Source organism: Hydrogenophaga sp. A37, assembly GCF_002001205.1.
Classification (GTDB): Bacteria; Pseudomonadota; Gammaproteobacteria; order Burkholderiales; family Burkholderiaceae_C; genus Hydrogenophaga.
The window spans coordinates 16,650-33,658 of the sequence record NZ_MUNZ01000194.1 but is presented as its reverse complement, the minus strand read 5'-3'; the positions used below and the strand labels follow the sequence as shown (position 1 = coordinate 33,658).

Here is a 17,009-nt window from a genome sequence, read left to right as displayed (position 1 = left end):
CCCCCGAACTGCTGATTGCCCAACTGACCCGTTGGCGCATCTGGATGTACGCCGCGCTCGCCTTGTTGCTGGGCGCTCTGCTGGTGCAGGCGGCGCACAAGGTGATGGTCGAGCTCAGCTACGGCGCCATCGTCGAGGCGGTGCGCGGCACGCCGCCGGCCACCTTGCTGCTGTCGGTGCTGGCCACGGCGCTGAGTTTTCTGGAGCTGACCTTTTACGACCGTTCCGCCCTGCAGTACGCGGGCGCCAAGCTGCCCTACCGCGTGGTCGCCGAAACCTCTTTCATCGCCTTTGCGCTGTCCAACACCATGGGGCTTGGCGTGCTCACGGGCGGCGCGGTGCGCATGCGCCTGTATGGCGCGGCGGGGTTGGAGGCGGGGATGATTTCCCGCGCCATCGCGTTCAACGCCATCGGTTTCACCATCGGCATCGTGGTGGTGGGCGCGGCCTCGCTGGTCTGGGGTGCCGGTGCCGTGGCGGCCATGGTGGGGCTGTCGCCCGGGCTGTTGAAGGCCCTGGGTGTGGCGGTGCTGCTGGCGGCGGCGGGGTTCGTCGGGGTGTGTCGCGGGGGCGGTGACGATCTGCGCGTGGCGGGCTGGTCGCTGCGCCTGCCCAGTGCATCGATCGCAGCCCAGCAACTGCTGATCTCGGCCGTGGACGTGGTGGCCGCCGCGGCCGCGCTGTGGGTGCTCCTGCCCGAGGGGGCGGTCAGCTTCCCGGCCTTTGTGGGCTTCTATTCGCTGGCCATCGCCCTGGGCGTGATCAGCCACGTGCCCGGTGGCCTGGGGGTGTTCGAGTCGGTGATGCTGCTGGCCCTGGGCCACCAGGTGCCCGCCCACCACCTGGTGAGCGCGCTGGTGCTGTATCGGGCCATCTATCACCTGTTGCCGCTGGTGCTGGCGCTGGGGTTGCTGGTGCTCTCCGAGCTGCAGCGCGGCGCCGCCACGCCGGTGGTGCGGGCGGCGGCCAGCCTGTCGCCGCTGCTGCTCTCGGCCTTCACCTTTGTGATTGGCGCGATGCTGCTGGTGTCGGGCGTGACGCCTGCGACCGGCGACGCGACCGTTTTGCTCGCCCAGCTGATGCCACTGCCCATCGTCGAAGCGGCGCACTTTCTGGGCAGCATCATCGGGCTGGCGTTGCTGTTCGTGGCCCGGGGCATGTTTCTGCGGCTTGATGCGTCGTGGTGGGTCGGCCTGATTCTGGCGCTGGTGAGCTTGGTGCTCTGCCTGCCCAAGGGCATTGCGGTGTCCGAGGCGGTGTTGCTCAGCGTGCTGACGGCGAGCCTGGCGCTGTCGCGCCGGCAGTTCAACCGCAAGGCGGCGCTGTTTTCGCAGGCCTTCACCGGTGGCTGGCTGGCCGCGGTGGCGGTGGTGGTGGCGGCCACCGGTGCCCTGTTGTTCTTCGTCTACCGCGATGTCGCCTACGTGGACCAGGTCTGGTGGCAGTTCGCGTTCGATGGCCACGCGCCGCGCTCGCTGCGGGCCATGGTGGCGGTGGCACTGGTGGCGTTCATCGTGGCACTGGTCCAGCTGCTGCGCCGGCCCCACCCGGCGCTCATTAAACCCAGTGCCGGCGCGCTCGATCAGGCGGCACGCATCGTGCGCTCGCAGGGGGTGGCGGGCGCGGGGCTGGTGATGATGGGCGACAAGAGCCTGATGGTGTCCGAGTCGCAGCGCGCCTTTGTCATGTTCGGGCGGCGCGGCCGTTCCTGGGTGGCCCTGTACGACCCGGTGGGGCCCGCCAGCGAGTGGCCCGAACTGGTGTGGCGCTTTGTCGAGCAGGCCCGCGAGTCCGGCGGGCGGGCGGCGTTTTACCAGGTCCGCCCTGAGGCGCTGCCGGTGTACCTCGATGCCGGCCTGCGCGTGTACAAGCTGGGCGAATGCGCCCTGGTGGACCTGCCCAGCTTCAGCCTGCAAGGCAAGGCACGCTCCAACCTGCGCCACGGCGTGGCGCGGGCGCAGCGCGAAGGCCTGAGTTTTGAGGTGCTGGCGCCTGGCGCGGTGGCGCCAGTGTTCGACGAACTGCAGGCGATTTCAGACGCCTGGCTGAACGACCACAACACCGCCGAGAAGGCCTTCTCACTCGGCGCGTTTCAGCGCGACTACGTGCTGGGGCAGCCGGTGGCGCTGGTGCGGCAAGCCGGCCGGGCGGTGGCGTTTGCCACCCTGATGTGCACCGACCAGAAAATCGAGGCCAGTGTGGACCTGATGCGCCAGCTGCCCGATGCGCCGCGCAGTTCGATGGATTTCCTGTTTGCGCAGGTGATCCTGCACTTCCAGGCCCAGGGTTTCCTGCGCTTCAACCTGGGCATGGTGCCGCTGTCGGGCATGGCCCAGCACCCGCTGGCGCCGAACTGGCAGCGCCTGGCGCGCCTGCTGTTCAACCACGGCGAAAACTTCTATAACTTCCAGGGTCTGCGCTCCTTCAAGGCGAAGTTCGACCCGGTCTGGGAGCCGCGTTACCTGACCGCGCCGGGCGGGCTGGCGCCTTTCATCATCCTCACCGACATCGCCGCCCTGATCGCGGGTGGCTTCCGACGGGTCATGTCCAAATGAACACCTTTGCCACTGCCTCGCTGGCGTTTGCGTGTGCGCTGAGCGCGCCGGCGCTGGCTCTAGCCCAGGCGCAGGAAAAAATCTCGCACGGCCGCTTCAAGGAGCTGTCGCTCTACCGCCCCAAGGGCGAGGTGAAGTCGTTCGCGATCCTGCTCTCGGGTGAAGCGGGCTGGACGCCTGCGATGGCCGCGATGGCCAAGCCGCTGGTGGAGCAGGGCGCGATGGTGGTGGGCGTGAACACGCCGCGACTGCTGGCCTTGCTGGAGAAAGATGGTGGCGACTGCGCGCTGCCGGACGGCGATTTCGAGAACCTCTCGCACTTCCTGCAGGGTTATGCGCGTCTGAAGGCTTATTACCCGCCGTTGCTGGTGGGGCAGGGCTCGGGCGCCAGCCTGGCCTATGCCCTGCTCGCCCAGGCACCCGAAGGTACTTTTGGCGGCACTTTGTCGGCGGGATTTTGCCCCGAGCTGGTGTTTTCCAAGCCCCTGTGCAAAGGGGATGGTGTTCATTTCAGGCAGAGTGCAGACAAGCGTGCGCTCACTTTATTGCCTGCTGGCAAACTGAGGGCACCATGGATCGCCCTGCAAGGCAGCGACGACAAGGTGTGCGAGGCGGGGACCGCCCAGGCCTTCGTGAACCAGGTGCCCGGGGCCGAGCTGGTGCCGCTGCCGGGGGCCATCGAACACGGTGTGCTGTCCGGCAAAGGCTCGCTACAGGCCTACCAGGCTGCCTACCGCCAGCTCACGGCGGGGGTGGTGATCAAGCCGCAAGGCGCCGGCAGCGACATCGCCGATCTGCCGCTGGTGGAGGTGCCGTCCAGCGTGCCGTCCGACGCTTTTGCGGTGCTGGTGTCGGGGGACGGCGGCTGGGCTGGCCTGGATAAAAAGGTCGCTGCCGTCATGGCCGCGCGCGGCGTGCCGGTGGTCGGGCTGGATTCGCTGCGCTATTTCTGGACACTGCGCACGCCGCAGGGGCTCGCCACCGACATGGACCGGGTGTTGCGGCATTACGCCGTGCAATGGAAGAAGAGCCGGGTGGTGCTGATTGGCTATTCCCAAGGGGCCGACGTGTTGCCGTTCGCGCTGAACCGGCTGTCCAGCGCGTCCCGCAGCCTGGTGACGCACACGGTGCTGATCGGGCCGGGTGAAAAGGCGTCGTTCGAGTTCAAGCTGTCCAATTGGGTGGTGCGCAACCACCTGGGTTTGCGACTCAAGCCCGAGCTGGCCAGCCTGTCGGCCGCCACCACCACCTGCCTCTACGGCAGCGACGACCGCGACACCATTTGCCCCACGACCTCGACCGAACTCGTGACCCCGGTGCAGCTCAAGGGCGACCACCACTTCGGCGGCAACTACGAGCTGCTGGCCGAGCAGATATTGCAACAAGCCAAGGTGCCTTAGGAGGAACACCCCCGCCGCGCTGCGCGCGACCCCCTCAAAGGGGGCTGAGGGCCGCGGCTCCAAGCCTGCCTGCGCAGGCTTGGACAGCCCGAAGAAGCCTCACCTCTGGTGAGGCTGCGGCCTGCAAGGCGCACTGGCCGTCCGGCGAAGCCGGCCCGTGGTGCCCTGGGGCGGGTCACCTCATGCGGTGCGTTTCGCGCTCCGGCAAGGTGAGCAGCCGGGGCCGGCACTTTGACACGCGCGTTCCGTCACGCTGCGCCGTGTCAGCCGTTCAAGCGCTGTGCGGCGTTGAGGACCTGATCCACCACGCCCTGCACGCTGGCGCGGGAGGACTCGGCGACCAGTTGGCCGTCGGCTCCAAACGCTTCGCCGGCTTTGGAGAGGGCGAACTGTTTCGGCGCCACCCAGCATTGCAGGTTCATCAGCAGGGGGGCGAGGTGACTCAGGCTGCGCAGGCCGCCGAGGGCGCCGGGCGAGGCCGAGAGCAGGCCCACCACTTTGCCGGCGAAGGGCTTGGTCCCGCTGGACCAGACCGGGTCGCCCTTGATGGGGCTGGACACCCAGTCGATGGTGTTTTTCATCAGCGCGGTGTAGCTGCCGTTGTACTCAGGTGAGACCACCAGCCAGGCGGGATGGGCGTGGAAGATTTCCTTCAGGCGCACCACATCGCGCGGCGTGCCTTTGGCCTCGAGGTCGGCGTTGTACAGCGGCACGTCGAAGTCGGCCAGCTCGATGTGGGTGACCTGGGCACCTGCCGCTTTGGCCAGGGCGGCAGCCTGGGTGGCCAGCTGGCGATTGAAGGACTGGGCGCGGGTGCTGCCCGCGAAGACGAGGAGGGGGGTGGGGGTGATCATGCCCCAATTCTGGCACCGGCACCACGCAGGATTCCTGCGGATACCGGGGCGGGCTTGGCGCCCCCGAGCAGCCTTCGCCCGGTGGGCTGGCTGGGTCATCGGCGCTCACTGGACTACCCTCCGTGCTGCGCACTGCGGTGCTGAACGCCTTCGGAGCGGCCGGGCGGCGCTCACTGGACTACCTTCGCCCTGCGGGCTGCGGTGCGGGCTGGCCTGGGAACGGCCCGGCGCGGCGCTCATGGCGAGGGTGGGTGTTGCGCCGCGTCCAGCGTCAGCAGCAGGCGGGTGCGCTCTTCGCGCGCCACGGTCTGCCAGTGTTGCCCGGTGAGCGCACCTTCAAGTGCCCAGAGCAGGTTGAGGCTGGGGGGCTGGCCGGCGCGCTTGATCTGCAGGTAGGCGGCCACCGCGCCCAGCCGCTGCAGCGCCGCGCGGTCGTGGATGCCGGCAGCGGCCAGCATGGCCAGCGACTTGGGGCCGAGTCCCGGAAGGTCGTTCTGCAGGGGCTTGCTCATCGGCAAAGAAGCGGCAAAGGCAGGTTGATGGGAAAATAGCGGGCTTCCGCCGGGCCGGGTCTGGTCCGCCGGGGTGTGTTTCACGTGAAACATCGCCGCCTGCATTGTCAGGCTCAGACCCCCGTTTGTGTCCCTGGAGCCGTTTCATGTTGTACCCCCAAGAGTTTGATGTCATCGTCGTCGGCGGTGGCCACGCCGGCACCGAGGCCGCGCTTGCCGCCGCCCGCATGGGCTGCGCCACGCTGCTGCTCACGCACAACATCGAGACGCTGGGGCAGATGAGCTGCAATCCCAGCATTGGCGGCATCGGCAAGGGCCACCTGGTGAAAGAGGTGGATGCGCTGGGCGGGGCGATGGCGCTGGCCACGGACGAGGGCGGTATCCAGTTCCGCATTCTCAACAGCAGCAAAGGCCCGGCCGTGCGCGCCACCCGCGCCCAGGCCGACCGCATTTTGTACAAGGCCGCGATCCGCCGCATGTTGGAGAACCAGCCCAACCTGTGGCTGTTTCAGCAGGCGGTGGACGATCTGATGGTGGAAGGCGAGCGGGTGGTCGGCGCCGTCACGCAGGTGGGCATCCAGTTCCGCAGCCGCACCGTGGTGCTGACGGCGGGCACCTTCCTCGACGGCAAGATTCATGTCGGCCTGAACAACTACGCGGCTGGCCGCGCAGGGGACCCACCCGCCATCAGCCTGTCGGCCAGGCTCAAGGAACTGAAACTGCCGCAGGCGCGCCTGAAAACCGGCACCCCGCCGCGCCTGGACGGCCGCAGCATCGACTATTCCAAGTGCCAGGAACAGCCCGGCGACGGCGTGCCCGGCGGCATGAACCCGGACCAGCCGGTGCCGGTGTTCAGCTTCATGGGGCAATCGGTGCCGCACCCCAAGCAGGTGCCGTGCTGGATCACGCACACCAACCTGCGCACGCACGAGATCATTCGCAGCGGCTTCGACCGCAGCCCCATGTTCACCGGCAAGATCGAGGGCGTGGGCCCGCGCTACTGCCCGAGCGTGGAAGACAAGATCAACCGCTTTGCGGACAAGGACAGCCACCAGATCTTTCTGGAGCCCGAGGGCCTGACCACGCACGAGGTCTACCCCAACGGCATCAGCACCAGCCTGCCGTTCGACATCCAGTACGCGCTGGTGCGCAGCATGCCGGGGCTGGAGAACGCCCACATCCTGCGCCCGGGCTACGCCATCGAGTACGACTACTTCGATCCGCGCTCGCTCAAGAACAGCTTCGAGACGAGACAGATCCAGGGCCTTTTCTTCGCCGGCCAGATCAACGGCACCACGGGGTACGAAGAGGCCGCGGCCCAGGGCCTGTTCGCCGGGCTCAACGCCGCGCTCCAGTGCCAGGGCAAGGACGCCTGGTTGCCGCGCCGCGACGAGGCCTACTTGGGCGTGCTGGTGGACGATCTCGTGACCCAAGGTGTGACCGAGCCCTACCGCATGTTCACCAGCCGCGCCGAGTTCCGCCTGCAGCTGCGCGAAGACAACGCCGACATGCGCCTGACCGAGCAGGGCCGGGCCATGGGGCTAGTGGACGATGCGCGCTGGGATGCCTTCAGCCGCAAACGCGACGCGGTGGCGCGGGAGACCGAGCGCCTGAAATCGACCTGGGTGAACCCGCGCAACCTGCCAGCGGCCGACAGCGAACGCGTGCTGGGCAAGGCGATCGAGCACGAGCACAACCTGTTCGACTTGCTGCGCCGCCCGGGCGTGGGCTACGCCGCCCTGCTGGGCATGGACGGCGGCAAGTACCACCCGGCGGCCCGCCCGGACGATGAAGACGCCCGCCCGGTGGTTTCACGTGAAACACTCGGCGAGCTGCACGACCCGGTGGTGGAGCAGGTGGAGATCGCGGCCAAATACTCGGGCTACATCGACCGGCAGAAGGACGAGGTGGAGCGCGCCGCGCACCACGAGCACCTGAAACTGCCGGCCGAGCTGGACTACGCGCAGGTCACGGCCCTGTCGTTCGAGGCGCGGCAGAAGCTCGCCAAACACCGCCCCGAAACCCTGGGCCAGGCCGCACGCATCTCGGGCATCACCCCGGCCAGCATTTCGCTGTTGATGATTCACCTGAAAAAGGGTGGGTTCAAGGGCTTTGCCCGTTTGACGGAAGAGCAGGGCGCATGAGTGCTGTGAACCTGAAACCGGCGCTCGAAGCCGGGTTGCGCGAACTCGGGCTGGTGTTGTCGGACGCCCAGGTCGACCAGCTGCTGGCCTACCAGGACCTGATCGCCAAGTGGAACAAGGTCTACAACCTGACGGCTGTGCGCGACCCGCAGGACATGTTGACGCACCACCTGCTGGACAGCCTGGCTGCCATCCCGCCGCTGCTACGCCAGACTGGGGGGCGGCGTACGCAGCTATTGGACGTGGGATCGGGCGGCGGTCTGCCGGGTGTGGTGATCGCCATCACCTGCCCGCAGATCGAGGTGCATTGTGTGGACACGGTGCTCAAAAAGGCCACCTTCATCCAGCAGGTGGCGGCTTCGCTCAAGCTGCCCAACCTTCGCGGCATTCATGCGCGGGTGGAATCCTTGAAGGCGGAGGAGGGTGGTGGCTACGACATCGTCTGTTCCCGCGCGTTTGCCTCGCTGGTGGACTTCACCACCTGGTCGCGTCCGGCGCTGAAGTCAGGCGCGGTGTGGATGGCGATGAAGGGCAAGCACCCGGTGGATGAGCTGGCCGCCTTGTCCCCTGAGGTTGCGATGTTTCACGTGGAACAGTTGAGGGTGCCGGGGTTGGACGCTGAGCGCTGCATCGTCTGGTTGCGCCCAGCGGGGGGCTGAAGGCTGGTGGTTCTCCGGCCCTCGCCCGAGGGTGGGGTGACCGGTTCAAAAAGAACCAGCCAAACAGACGCACAAACCACCAGAAAGCCGACCAGAAAAAAAGAGCCCTCACGTAAACTCAGCCCTCCACCTGAGAGAGAAAGCTCACCATGTTCGGCATCGCTGACTACGGCGCGTTCGTCGCCGCCATCGTTCTGTTCCTCGCCATCCCCGGCCCGGGGAACCTCGCGCTCATCACCTCCACCAGCAAAGGCGGTATCCGGGGCGGGCTGGCGGCCACCTTCGGCGTGATCGCGGGCGACCAGGTCTTGATGTGGGCCGCAGTGGCCGGCGTCGCCGCCTTGCTCGCCACCTACCCGACCGCCTTCAACGCCGTGCAATGGCTCGGCGCCGCCTACCTCGCCTGGCTGGGCTTCAAGATGCTCACCGCCAAACCCGGCGACGCACCGGTGCTCAACATCCGCCCGCGCCAGTACTTCCAGCAAGCCGCCACCATCACCCTGCTCAACCCCAAGGCCATCGTGTTCTACATGGCCTTCTTCCCGCTGTTCGTCGACCCAGCCAGACACCAGGGCCTGCTCACCTTCGGCGCCATGGCCGTCACCGTCGCGGTCCTCACCTTCTTCTACGGGCTGACCGCGGTGCTGCTCACCCACTTCTTGGCCGAGCGCATGCGCGCCAACCCGAAGATCGGGCGCACGCTCGAGAAGCTGGCGGGCGTCTTCCTCATCGGCTTCGGCATCAAGCTGGCCATCTCCAAATGATCGCGGCGGACCAGCGCGCCCTGACATCCAGACCCGTCAGGCTGCTTGGCCTGTGCGGCAGCCTTCGCCAGCAGTCCCGAAGCCGGGCGTTGCTCGACGCCACCGGCCTGGTGACAGGTGGTTCGGCGTGGCCTGGCCCGGTGGCCTTCCGGATCTTTGACCATTTGGGGCAGCTGCCGTTGTTCAACCCCGACGAGATGGCCTTGCCGTCGGCCCATGTGCTGGCGCTGTGGGCGGCTGTGGACGACGCCGACGCCTTGGTCATCGCCAGCCCCGAATACGCGCACGGCGTCACCGGAACCATCAAGAACGCCTTGGACTGGCTTGTCGGGCACCCGCCGTTTGCGGGCAAACCCATTGCGGTCTTCAACCCTTCGCACCGGGCGGACCACGCCGATCTGTCCCTGAAAGAAACCCTGCGCACCATGGCCGCCGACCTGATTCCCGGCGCCTGTCTGCGCATTCCCGTCACCGCCTGCGACCTGAGCGCGCAACAGTTGTCGTCCACCTCGCCCTATCGCGAGCTGATGACGGAGGCGCTGCAAGCGGTGGTGCGGCACCTGTGGGAGCGGTCCGATTCGCCGGGGCAGAAGGGCCAACCCATCGAACACAGCAAACACTTGAACGCGAAAGAGACGGCGTGATGGCAAAAATATTCTGTGTGGCCAACCAGAAGGGCGGCGTCGGCAAAACCACCACCACCGTCAACCTCGCCGCCGGCCTGGCCAAGGTCGGGCAGCGCGTGCTCATGGTTGACCTTGACCCGCAGGGCAATGCGACCATGGGCTCGGGCGTGGACAAACGCAGCATGGCCATGTCGGTGTACGACGTGTTGCTCGAATCGGCTTCGGTCCAGGAAGCGGCCACCTTTTCAGAAAAGTGCGGCTACCACGTGCTCGGCGCCAACCGCGAGCTGGCCGGCGCCGAGGTCGAGCTGGTCGAGCTGGAGCGGCGCGACAAACGCCTCAAGACCGCGCTCGCCGAGGTGAATGCCGACTACGACTTCGTGCTGATCGATTGCCCGCCCAGTTTGTCCATGCTCACCCTCAACGGCCTGTGCGCGGCCCACGGGGTGATCGTGCCCATGCAGTGCGAATACTTCGCGCTCGAAGGCCTGACCGATCTGGTCAACACCATCAAGCAGGTGCACGCCAACCTCAACCCCGACCTGCAGATCATTGGCCTGCTGCGCGTCATGTTCGACCCGCGCATCACGCTGCAGCAACAGGTGAGCGACCAGCTCAAGGCCCATTTTGGCGACAAGGTGTTCGACACCGTGATCCCGCGCAACGTGCGCCTGGCCGAAGCGCCGAGCTATGGCTTGCCCGGCGTGGTGTTCGACCCGTCCGCACGCGGCAGCCAGGCCTTCGTGGCTTTTGCCACCGAGATGGTGGCACGCATCAATCAGATGTGAGCGCCGGCTTTCGGTGAACACACGATGAAACCTGACAATGTCCTCATCCTGCCGGGCTGGCAGAACAGCGGCTCAGACCACTGGCAGAGCCGCTGGGAAGCCGAGCACGGCTACCGCCGCGTGGACCAGCACGACTGGATGACGCCCAAGCGCGGTGACTGGATCGCGCGGCTGGAAGACGTGATCCTGGGCACCGACGGCCCGGTGGTGCTCGTCGCCCACAGCCTCGGCTGCATCCTCACGGCCGCCTGGGCGCAGGTCTCGCGCAGCACCGGCCGCGTGCAGGGCGCGCTGCTCGTCGCGCCGGGCGACCCGGAACGCGAGGAACTGCGTGACCAACTGCCCAGCTGGTCGCCCATCGCTCGCCAGCGCCTGCCGTTCCCCAGCGTGCTGGTGGGCAGCCGCGACGACCCGTACTGCGACTTCGCCAAAGCCCAAAGCCTGGCCGACAGCTGGGGCTCGCGCTTCATCGACCTCGGCGAGCGCGGTCACATCAACGCCGAATCGGGGCTGGGCGACTGGCCAGAGGGGTTGGTGCTACTCACAAGCTTGCTATCAGAAAGCCCGCGGCCATGAGCCAGAACCTTCCGAAAATCAACCTGATCGATGCTGCGCAGGCATTGCCGACCGCATGGCGATCCACGGTGTTGGGCCAGGCCGCGGGCGCGAATGTCAAGGTACTGCGCATGGACGCGGCCGCCTACCCCGACGAATCGCACGCCTTCGACGAGGCCTTGCTGGTGCTGGACGGGCAGATGAATCTGGACATCCAGGGCCAACAGATCGAAGTGACGGCAGGCGAAGTGTTCATTGTTCCTGCGGGTGTGCCCCACGCCGTGGCACCTGGCAGCCATGGAACCTTGGTGATCATCGATCAATAGCTCGACCATCGCGGCGCCTGCGACCCCCTCATCTCACCCCAATCAAACCACCATGGTCACCAAAAAACCCAAGGGCCTCGGCCGCGGACTCGAAGCCCTGCTGGGCCCCAAAGTGGCGGAAGCCGCTTCGCCCGACGCGCAGGACAACGCGCGCAACGCCACGCCCAGCTCGCTGGCCCTGACCGAGCTGGTTCCGGGCGCCTACCAGCCGCGCACACACATGGACGAGGGCGCGCTGTACGAGCTGGCCGAGTCGATCAAGGCGCAGGGCATCATGCAGCCGATCCTGGTGCGCAAGCTGGTTGACGGGCCGAACGCCGGCAAGTACGAAATCATCGCGGGCGAACGCCGCTTCCGCGCCTCCAAGCTCGCCGGGCTGGACAGCGTGCCGGTGCTGGTGCGCGACGTGCCGAACGAGGCGGCGGCAGCGATGGCGCTGATCGAGAACATCCAGCGCGAAGACCTGAACCCGCTGGAGGAGGCCCAGGGCTTGCAGCGGCTGGTCAAGGAATTTGGCTTGACGCACGAGCAGGCCGCGCAGGCCGTGGGCCGTTCACGCAGCGCGGCGTCGAACCTGTTGCGCCTGCTGCAGCTGGCCGAGCCGGTGCAGACCATGCTGATGGCGGGCGACATCGACATGGGCCACGCGCGCGCGTTGCTGGCGCTGGAGAAGGTGGCGCAGATCACGGCGGCCAACCAGATTGCGGCCAAGAAGATGTCGGTGCGCGAGGCCGAGAGCCTGGTGAAAAAACTGGGTGCCGAGTTCAACCTCGTGCAGCAAAAACCCACGAAAGACAAGTCGCGCGACATCAAGCGCGTGGAAGAAGAACTGTCGGACCTACTGACCGCCGAGGTCGAGGTGCGCGTCAAGAAGCGCGTCAAGCGCCACGGCCGCGTCGAAGAGATGGGCGAACTCGCGATCCAGTTCGGTTCCATCGACGAGCTCAATGGCCTGATCGACAAGCTCCGCAACGAGCGCTGATACGGCGTTGCCTTCAAACGTATAACTTCGTTGCTTCGCCTTGCCGTGCTGTAGCACTGTCTGCGGCTTCGCGCCTTGTTCTACGCTTGAATGCAAAGCCGTATGAAACCGTCAAGAGCCCAAGAAAAAGGCCTCCAGATGGAGGCCTTTTTCCTGACGTCGCGCCAGCTTCAAGCAGATGCCGAAGGTCCGGCTTCGCCGGCCCGAGGGCATCGTCCCCCTGGGGGGAAGCCGCGCAGCGGCGCAGGGGGGCGTCAGTTCCCCACCTTGAGCTGGCCACCCTTGCCCAGGCCGCCCTTGACCTCCTGCGCCTTGTAGTTGCGCAGCGCGATGACCATGCTGTTGTACGAGTCGGTGAACGCGGCCACGGTGGCCTTGCCGGCTGGCGAGCGCGAGAAGCCGCCCAGGGAGCCGGCCGCGCTGGGGCCGAAGGCGCTCAGGGCCGCGCCGTAGTTGGTGGCGGTGGCGTTGCCTTCGGAGATCGCGATCTGCACGCCCGAGCGGATGTCGAACATGGTCAGGGTCACGACCGAGGCTTTGCTTTCCAGTCCGCCGGCAATGACCGCCAGGTTGCGGTTGCGGCCGCCCAGCAGACCACCGAGCGCGCCCACGACCTGGCCGGTCGACTCGTTGTCGATGATGATCGCGGGTTCCAGGTAGTAGTCAGCAGCGACACGCTGGCCCTTCTGCTGCTTGGAGCCGGCACGGAACTCACCCGAGTTGCGCTGCTTGTCGGTGATGCCGGAGAGCTTGCTCTCGGTGCGGTTGTTGCCGATGGAGGTGATCACGAAGCAGTTGGATTGCGCCACGGCCAGGCGGATCAGCGGCTCGATGGAGGTGATCTGGGTGGCGGCGCCGAAGCTGCCCCACCATTCTTTGTCTCGGCCGTCGTCCACGGCCAGCGTGCCCAGCGGAGAAGCGCAGCGTTCCAGGGATTCGTTGGCGCCGACGCTGGTGCCGCCAGCGGCCGCGCCGGTGGTGGCGGTCGGGCTGCTGCCCGTGGTGACGCGGCCACCGCCTGTGCCGCCGCAAGCCGTGAGCGTGAGGCCCAGTGCAAGGGCGGTGGTCAGACGGGTGGTTGTGGTCAGTTTCATGAGAGTCTTCCTGAGATCAAGATGAGAGAAAAAGGGATGCGGGCGCGGCAAACGGATCAATAGAACAGCCAGCGGCCGTCGCGCCAATACGTGCGGTAAGCATAGCCGCTGTACCAGCCGCCAAACCAGCCGTTCTTGCGCACGTCTTCGCGCCACTTGTGGTCGGACTGGGCCTCGTTCTTGGCCTTTCGGGCCTGCACCAGCATTTTCTTGGCTTCCTTGTCGCCCTTGTCGGCGGCCATCATCAGCCAGCGCTCGGCTTCGGCGGGGTCGGCGCCCATTTCTTCGAGGCCCACCAGGTAGAAGCGGCCCAGCGCCTGTGCTGCCTTGAAGTCACCGCGCTCGCCCGCGTCGCGCATCCATTTGATGGCGAGGTAGCTGTCCTTGCGAACGCCGGCGCCACGGAAATAGCGCAGCCCGAGGTCGTAGGCTGCGCGCGGATCCTTTTCGGCCATGGCTTCGAGTGCGGCGACCTTGGCATCGGCGGCAGGGTCGGCCTGGGCCGCCAGCTCGGCCTCGAAATTCGCGGTGTTGCGCGGCCGGTCGGAGCAGCCGGTGTTGTCGCAGATGCGGATGGTGTCTTGCGCGAAAGCGGTGCCGGACAGCAGCAGCAAAGGGAGCAGCAAGCGTTTCATGGGGATCCTTCGCGAGGGACGGACAAAGAAGAAGAAAGTCTACCCCGCGATTTTGCGCCTGCCCAGACGGGTCAAGCCGGATGCCCGAGGGCGGCGCGAAGCTTCTGTCCCCTGCTTGGGGGAGTGCCCCGCCCCTCAGATCGAGAAGATCTTGCCCGGGTTCAGGATGTTGTCCGGATCGAGCGCGCGCTTGATGCTGCGCATCATGTCGACCGCGCCGGTGCCGGCCTCGGTGAGCAGGAAGTCCATCTTGTGCAGGCCCACGCCATGCTCGCCGGTGCAGGTGCCTTCCAGGCTGAGCGCCCGGGCCACGAGCTGGTTGTTCAGCCCCTCGGCACGCTCGCGTTCTTCGGGGATGGCCGGGTCGATCAGGTAGCCGAAGTGGAAGTTGCCGTCGCCCACATGGCCGACCAGAAAGTAGGGGATGCCGCTGGCGTCGGCCTCGGCCACCGAGTCGAGCAGGCAGTCGGCCAGGCGGCTGATGGGCACGCAGGTGTCGGTGCTGATGGCGCGGCAGCCCGGCTTGCTCTGGATGGCGGCGAAGTAGGCGTTGTGCCGCGCGGTCCACAGGCGGGTGCGCTCTTCGGGCGTGGTCGCCCATTCGAAAGCCTGGCCCTCGAAGTCGGCGGCGATCTCTTGCACCGTCTCGGCCTGTTCCTTCACGCTCGCGGGCGAGCCGTGGAACTCCATCAGCAGCATGTGTTCTTCGCGCAGGCCGAGCTTGCTGTGCGCGTTGACCATGCGCACGGTGTTGGCGTCGATCAGCTCGCAGCGCGCGATCGGCACGCCCAGCTGGATGACCTGGATCACGGTGCGCACCGCGGCTTCGATGGTGGGGAACGAGCAGGTCGCGGCCGAGATCGCTTCGGGCAGCGGGTAGAGCTTGAGCGTCACTTCGGTGATCACGCCCAGCGTGCCTTCGCTGCCCACCATCAGGCGCGTGAGGTCGTAGCCGGCGCTGGATTTTTTGGCGCGCGTGCCGGTGCGGATGACTTCACCCTTGGCGGTCACCACTTCCAGCGCGAGCACGTTTTCACGCATGGTGCCGTAGCGCACGGCGTTGGTGCCGGAAGCGCGCGTGGCCGCCATGCCGCCGATGGAGGCGTCCGCACCCGGGTCGATGGGAAAGAACAGGCCTTCACTTCTCACCGCGGTGTTCACACCCATGCGCGTCACGCCGGGCTGCACCGTCACCGTCAGGTCCTCGGCGTTGATCGACAGCACCTGGTCCATGCGGCTGACGTCGATGCTGATGCCGCCTTGCACCGCGAGCAAATGGCCTTCGAGCGAAGAGCCGACGCCGAAAGGGATGACCGGGTATTGGTATTGCGCGGCGAGCTTCACAGCGTCGGCCACGTCTTGCGTGCTCTGGGCGAACACCACCGCCGCCGGGGGCGGCACGTCGTAGACGGATTCGTCGCGCCCGTGTTGCTCGCGCACCGCCTGGGCGATGGAGCACTGGGCGCCAAAGCGCTGTTGCAGCGAGGCGATCAGCGTGGCGGGCACCTCGCGCTGCCGGATGTCGGGCGCGAGGTGGGCCAAGGGCGTGGGGGCGTTCATGGGCGGTCTCCTGTGGTACCGGGCGTCTGCCCGGTCGGCCAGTTTAGCCCTTCAGGGTGTCTGGCTCGCTGCCAGAAACCCGCCCCCCCGCCTGGGTTTACATCTTCATCGCCTTGCTGAATTCGGCCAGGTTCACCGAGCCGTCCTTGTCGCCGTCGACCTTCTCGAAATTGGCGGCCACGGCCGGCAGCATGGTGGCCTCTTCGCGGCTCAGCTTGCCGTCGGCGTTTTTGTCGGCCTTGGTGAACGCGGCGCTCACCTCTTTGTCCGTGACGGTGGCTGGGCTCGCCGTGCTCTGCGCAAACGCGGCGCCAGCAGCGCCCAGGGTCAGGCCGGCGATGAGCATGAGGCTGCGGGCTTCGAAGTTGGCGATGCGTTGGTTGCGACGGGTCATGTGCTTCTCCTGAGCTGTTGAAAGGACTTGCATTGCACCGTCTTCGGGCGTTCGTTGCCAGTGCTTTTGCCGGTTGTTTCCCGCAGCACCGTCTGCTTGCGCAGGACACATTTCCCTGCGTGCTGTTACGGGGCTGTTTTTCCTCGGGGCGGCCCGGCGGCCAAACGCCCTTTCTGTTGAATGCCTTGGTGGTTCCCGCACAATCCGATCCACACCAAACAGACAAGGACCGCCATGGGCAACCGCCTCACCCAGATCGCCACCCGCACCGGCGACGCCGGCACCACCGGCCTCGGCGACAACACCCGCGTGTCCAAGCACAGCCTGCGTGTGCACGCCATGGGCGACGTGGACGAGCTGAACTCGCAGATCGGCGTGCTGCTGTGCGAAGAGCTGCCCGCCGACGTGCGCACGCTGCTGGTCGAGATCCAGCACCAGCTCTTCAACCTCGGCGGCGAGCTTTCCATCCCCGGCTACGAGCTGCTCAAGCCCGAGGCCGTGGCGGCGCTGGACGACGCGCTGGAGCGCCACAACGCGCAGCTGCCGCGCCTGCAGGAGTTCATCCTGCCGGCGGGCAACCGCGCGGCGTCGCTGGCCCACGTGTGCCGCACCGTGGCGCGCCGAGCCGAGCGCGCGCTGGTGGCGCTGGGCAATGAAGAGGCCATCAAAGACGGCCCGCGCCAGTACCTCAACCGTCTGAGCGACCTCATGTTCGTGCTCGCGCGCGTGCTCAACCGCATGAACGGCGGCGACGACGTGTACTGGAAGAGCGAGCGCCTGGAACAACAGGGCGCTGGCAAGTGACACCGCGCGGTTTTTCAGGGTTGCTGTGTGCGCTGCTGACGGCATGGGCCGGCGCCGCCACGGCGCAGAGCCCGGCAGGCCAGGTGGAGCTGGTGTGCGAGGCGGTCTACCTGCCCGCGCGAACCACCTGGGTGCGCCGTGTCGCCGTCGAATACGACGCGCAGCGCGTGAAGGCCGTGCGCATCGACGGCGTGCCGGTCTACAGCTTCGCCATCGCCGGCACGGTGATCCTCACCTCGCTCGACAACGAGCGCGTGCAGATCGACACCGCCGCACTGACCTGGACCAGCGACTTCCGCGGCCTGGCCAGCGCGCAAGGGCGCTGCGAGCGGGCGGGCTGAACTGAACGCTGAACGC

The 17,009-nt window shown here is 67.0% G+C and carries 18 protein-coding genes; 12 read left to right on the top strand and 6 right to left on the bottom strand.

Annotated elements, in window-relative coordinates:
• Together mprF and B0E41_RS26260 are read left to right on the top strand one after the other, a co-directional pair.
• A partial coding sequence (mprF, locus tag B0E41_RS26265; RefSeq protein WP_216350824.1) for a bifunctional lysylphosphatidylglycerol flippase/synthetase MprF occupies positions 1 to 2,555 on the top strand: 2,555 nt, incomplete at its 5' end.
• Positions 2,552 to 3,955 (top strand): AcvB/VirJ family lysyl-phosphatidylglycerol hydrolase, encoded by a 1,404-nt coding sequence (locus B0E41_RS26260; RefSeq protein ID WP_077336122.1) that lies wholly within the window; start codon positions 2,552 to 2,554, stop codon positions 3,953 to 3,955. The genes mprF and B0E41_RS26260, both read left to right, overlap by 4 nt.
• Positions 3,956 to 4,218: 263 nt before the next feature.
• On the opposite strand, the gene B0E41_RS26255 is transcribed toward B0E41_RS26260, so the two are convergent.
• Both B0E41_RS26255 and B0E41_RS26250 read right to left on the bottom strand, forming a co-directional pair.
• Positions 4,219 to 4,809, bottom strand: coding sequence for an NAD(P)H-dependent oxidoreductase (locus B0E41_RS26255; RefSeq protein WP_077336120.1), 591 nt, complete (start codon positions 4,807 to 4,809; stop codon positions 4,219 to 4,221).
• Positions 4,810 to 5,045: 236 nt separating this feature from the next.
• Positions 5,046 to 5,321, bottom strand: a complete 276-nt coding sequence (locus B0E41_RS26250) for a TfoX/Sxy family protein (RefSeq protein ID WP_077336118.1) — start codon at positions 5,319 to 5,321, stop codon at positions 5,046 to 5,048.
• A gap of 146 nt (positions 5,322 to 5,467) precedes the next feature.
• Here B0E41_RS26250 and mnmG point away from each other — a divergent pair, with 146 nt between their 5' ends.
• From mnmG to B0E41_RS26210, 8 genes are all read left to right on the top strand, one after another.
• Positions 5,468 to 7,465, top strand: coding sequence for a tRNA uridine-5-carboxymethylaminomethyl(34) synthesis enzyme MnmG (gene mnmG, locus B0E41_RS26245; protein WP_077336116.1), 1,998 nt, complete (start codon positions 5,468 to 5,470; stop codon positions 7,463 to 7,465).
• On the top strand, positions 7,462 to 8,124 hold the full coding sequence (gene rsmG / locus B0E41_RS26240; RefSeq protein ID WP_077336114.1) for a 16S rRNA (guanine(527)-N(7))-methyltransferase RsmG: 663 nt from the start codon (positions 7,462 to 7,464) through the stop codon (positions 8,122 to 8,124). Before mnmG ends, rsmG begins: the two co-directional genes overlap by 4 nt.
• 149 nt (positions 8,125 to 8,273) lie before the next feature.
• The gene (locus B0E41_RS26235; RefSeq protein ID WP_077336112.1) at positions 8,274 to 8,888 is read left to right on the top strand and encodes a LysE family transporter; all 615 of its coding nucleotides are present in this window, start codon (positions 8,274 to 8,276) and stop codon (positions 8,886 to 8,888) included.
• Positions 8,885 to 9,532: an NADPH-dependent FMN reductase gene (locus B0E41_RS26230; protein ID WP_077336110.1), complete on the top strand. Its 648-nt coding sequence runs from the start codon at positions 8,885 to 8,887 to the stop codon at positions 9,530 to 9,532. Before B0E41_RS26235 ends, B0E41_RS26230 begins: the two co-directional genes overlap by 4 nt.
• Positions 9,532 to 10,302 (top strand): AAA family ATPase, encoded by a 771-nt coding sequence (locus B0E41_RS26225; RefSeq protein WP_077336108.1) that lies wholly within the window; start codon positions 9,532 to 9,534, stop codon positions 10,300 to 10,302. Before B0E41_RS26230 ends, B0E41_RS26225 begins: the two co-directional genes overlap by 1 nt.
• A 24-nt stretch (positions 10,303 to 10,326) precedes the next feature.
• Positions 10,327 to 10,878, top strand: a complete 552-nt coding sequence (locus tag B0E41_RS26220; RefSeq protein WP_077336106.1) for an alpha/beta hydrolase — start codon at positions 10,327 to 10,329, stop codon at positions 10,876 to 10,878.
• On the top strand, positions 10,875 to 11,183 hold the full coding sequence (locus B0E41_RS26215) for a cupin domain-containing protein (RefSeq protein ID WP_077336104.1): 309 nt from the start codon (positions 10,875 to 10,877) through the stop codon (positions 11,181 to 11,183). Before B0E41_RS26220 ends, B0E41_RS26215 begins: the two co-directional genes overlap by 4 nt.
• A 52-nt stretch (positions 11,184 to 11,235) precedes the next feature.
• Positions 11,236 to 12,165 carry a ParB/RepB/Spo0J family partition protein gene (locus B0E41_RS26210; RefSeq protein ID WP_077336102.1) on the top strand — a complete coding sequence of 310 codons (930 nt, stop codon included), beginning with the start codon at positions 11,236 to 11,238 and terminating at the stop codon, positions 12,163 to 12,165.
• Between the two features lie 254 nt (positions 12,166 to 12,419).
• Here B0E41_RS26210 and B0E41_RS26205 read toward each other — a convergent pair whose 3' ends face one another.
• The 4 genes from B0E41_RS26205 to B0E41_RS26190 form a co-directional block, all read right to left on the bottom strand.
• Positions 12,420 to 13,259 carry a hypothetical protein gene (locus tag B0E41_RS26205; RefSeq protein ID WP_077336100.1) on the bottom strand — a complete coding sequence of 280 codons (840 nt, stop codon included), beginning with the start codon at positions 13,257 to 13,259 and terminating at the stop codon, positions 12,420 to 12,422.
• A 56-nt stretch (positions 13,260 to 13,315) separates the two neighbouring features.
• Complete coding sequence (locus B0E41_RS26200) at positions 13,316 to 13,894, bottom strand: SEL1-like repeat protein (RefSeq protein WP_077336098.1); 579 nt, start codon at positions 13,892 to 13,894, stop codon at positions 13,316 to 13,318.
• Between the two features lie 135 nt (positions 13,895 to 14,029).
• Positions 14,030 to 15,454, bottom strand: a complete 1,425-nt coding sequence (locus tag B0E41_RS26195; RefSeq protein ID WP_077336096.1) for an FAD-linked oxidase C-terminal domain-containing protein — start codon at positions 15,452 to 15,454, stop codon at positions 14,030 to 14,032.
• A gap of 97 nt (positions 15,455 to 15,551) precedes the next feature.
• Entirely contained in the window at positions 15,552 to 15,848 is a 297-nt protein-coding gene (locus tag B0E41_RS26190; RefSeq protein ID WP_077336094.1) for an EF-hand domain-containing protein, read from the bottom strand.
• A 234-nt stretch (positions 15,849 to 16,082) separates the two neighbouring features.
• Here B0E41_RS26190 and B0E41_RS26185 point away from each other — a divergent pair, with 234 nt between their 5' ends.
• Both B0E41_RS26185 and B0E41_RS26180 read left to right on the top strand, forming a co-directional pair.
• The gene (locus tag B0E41_RS26185; RefSeq protein WP_077336092.1) at positions 16,083 to 16,652 is read left to right on the top strand and encodes a cob(I)yrinic acid a,c-diamide adenosyltransferase; all 570 of its coding nucleotides are present in this window, start codon (positions 16,083 to 16,085) and stop codon (positions 16,650 to 16,652) included.
• Positions 16,649 to 16,993, top strand: a complete 345-nt coding sequence (locus B0E41_RS26180) for a hypothetical protein (RefSeq protein ID WP_143434053.1) — start codon at positions 16,649 to 16,651, stop codon at positions 16,991 to 16,993. The genes B0E41_RS26185 and B0E41_RS26180 overlap by 4 nt, the downstream gene beginning before the upstream one ends.
• The last annotated feature ends 16 nt before the right edge of the window (positions 16,994 to 17,009 follow it).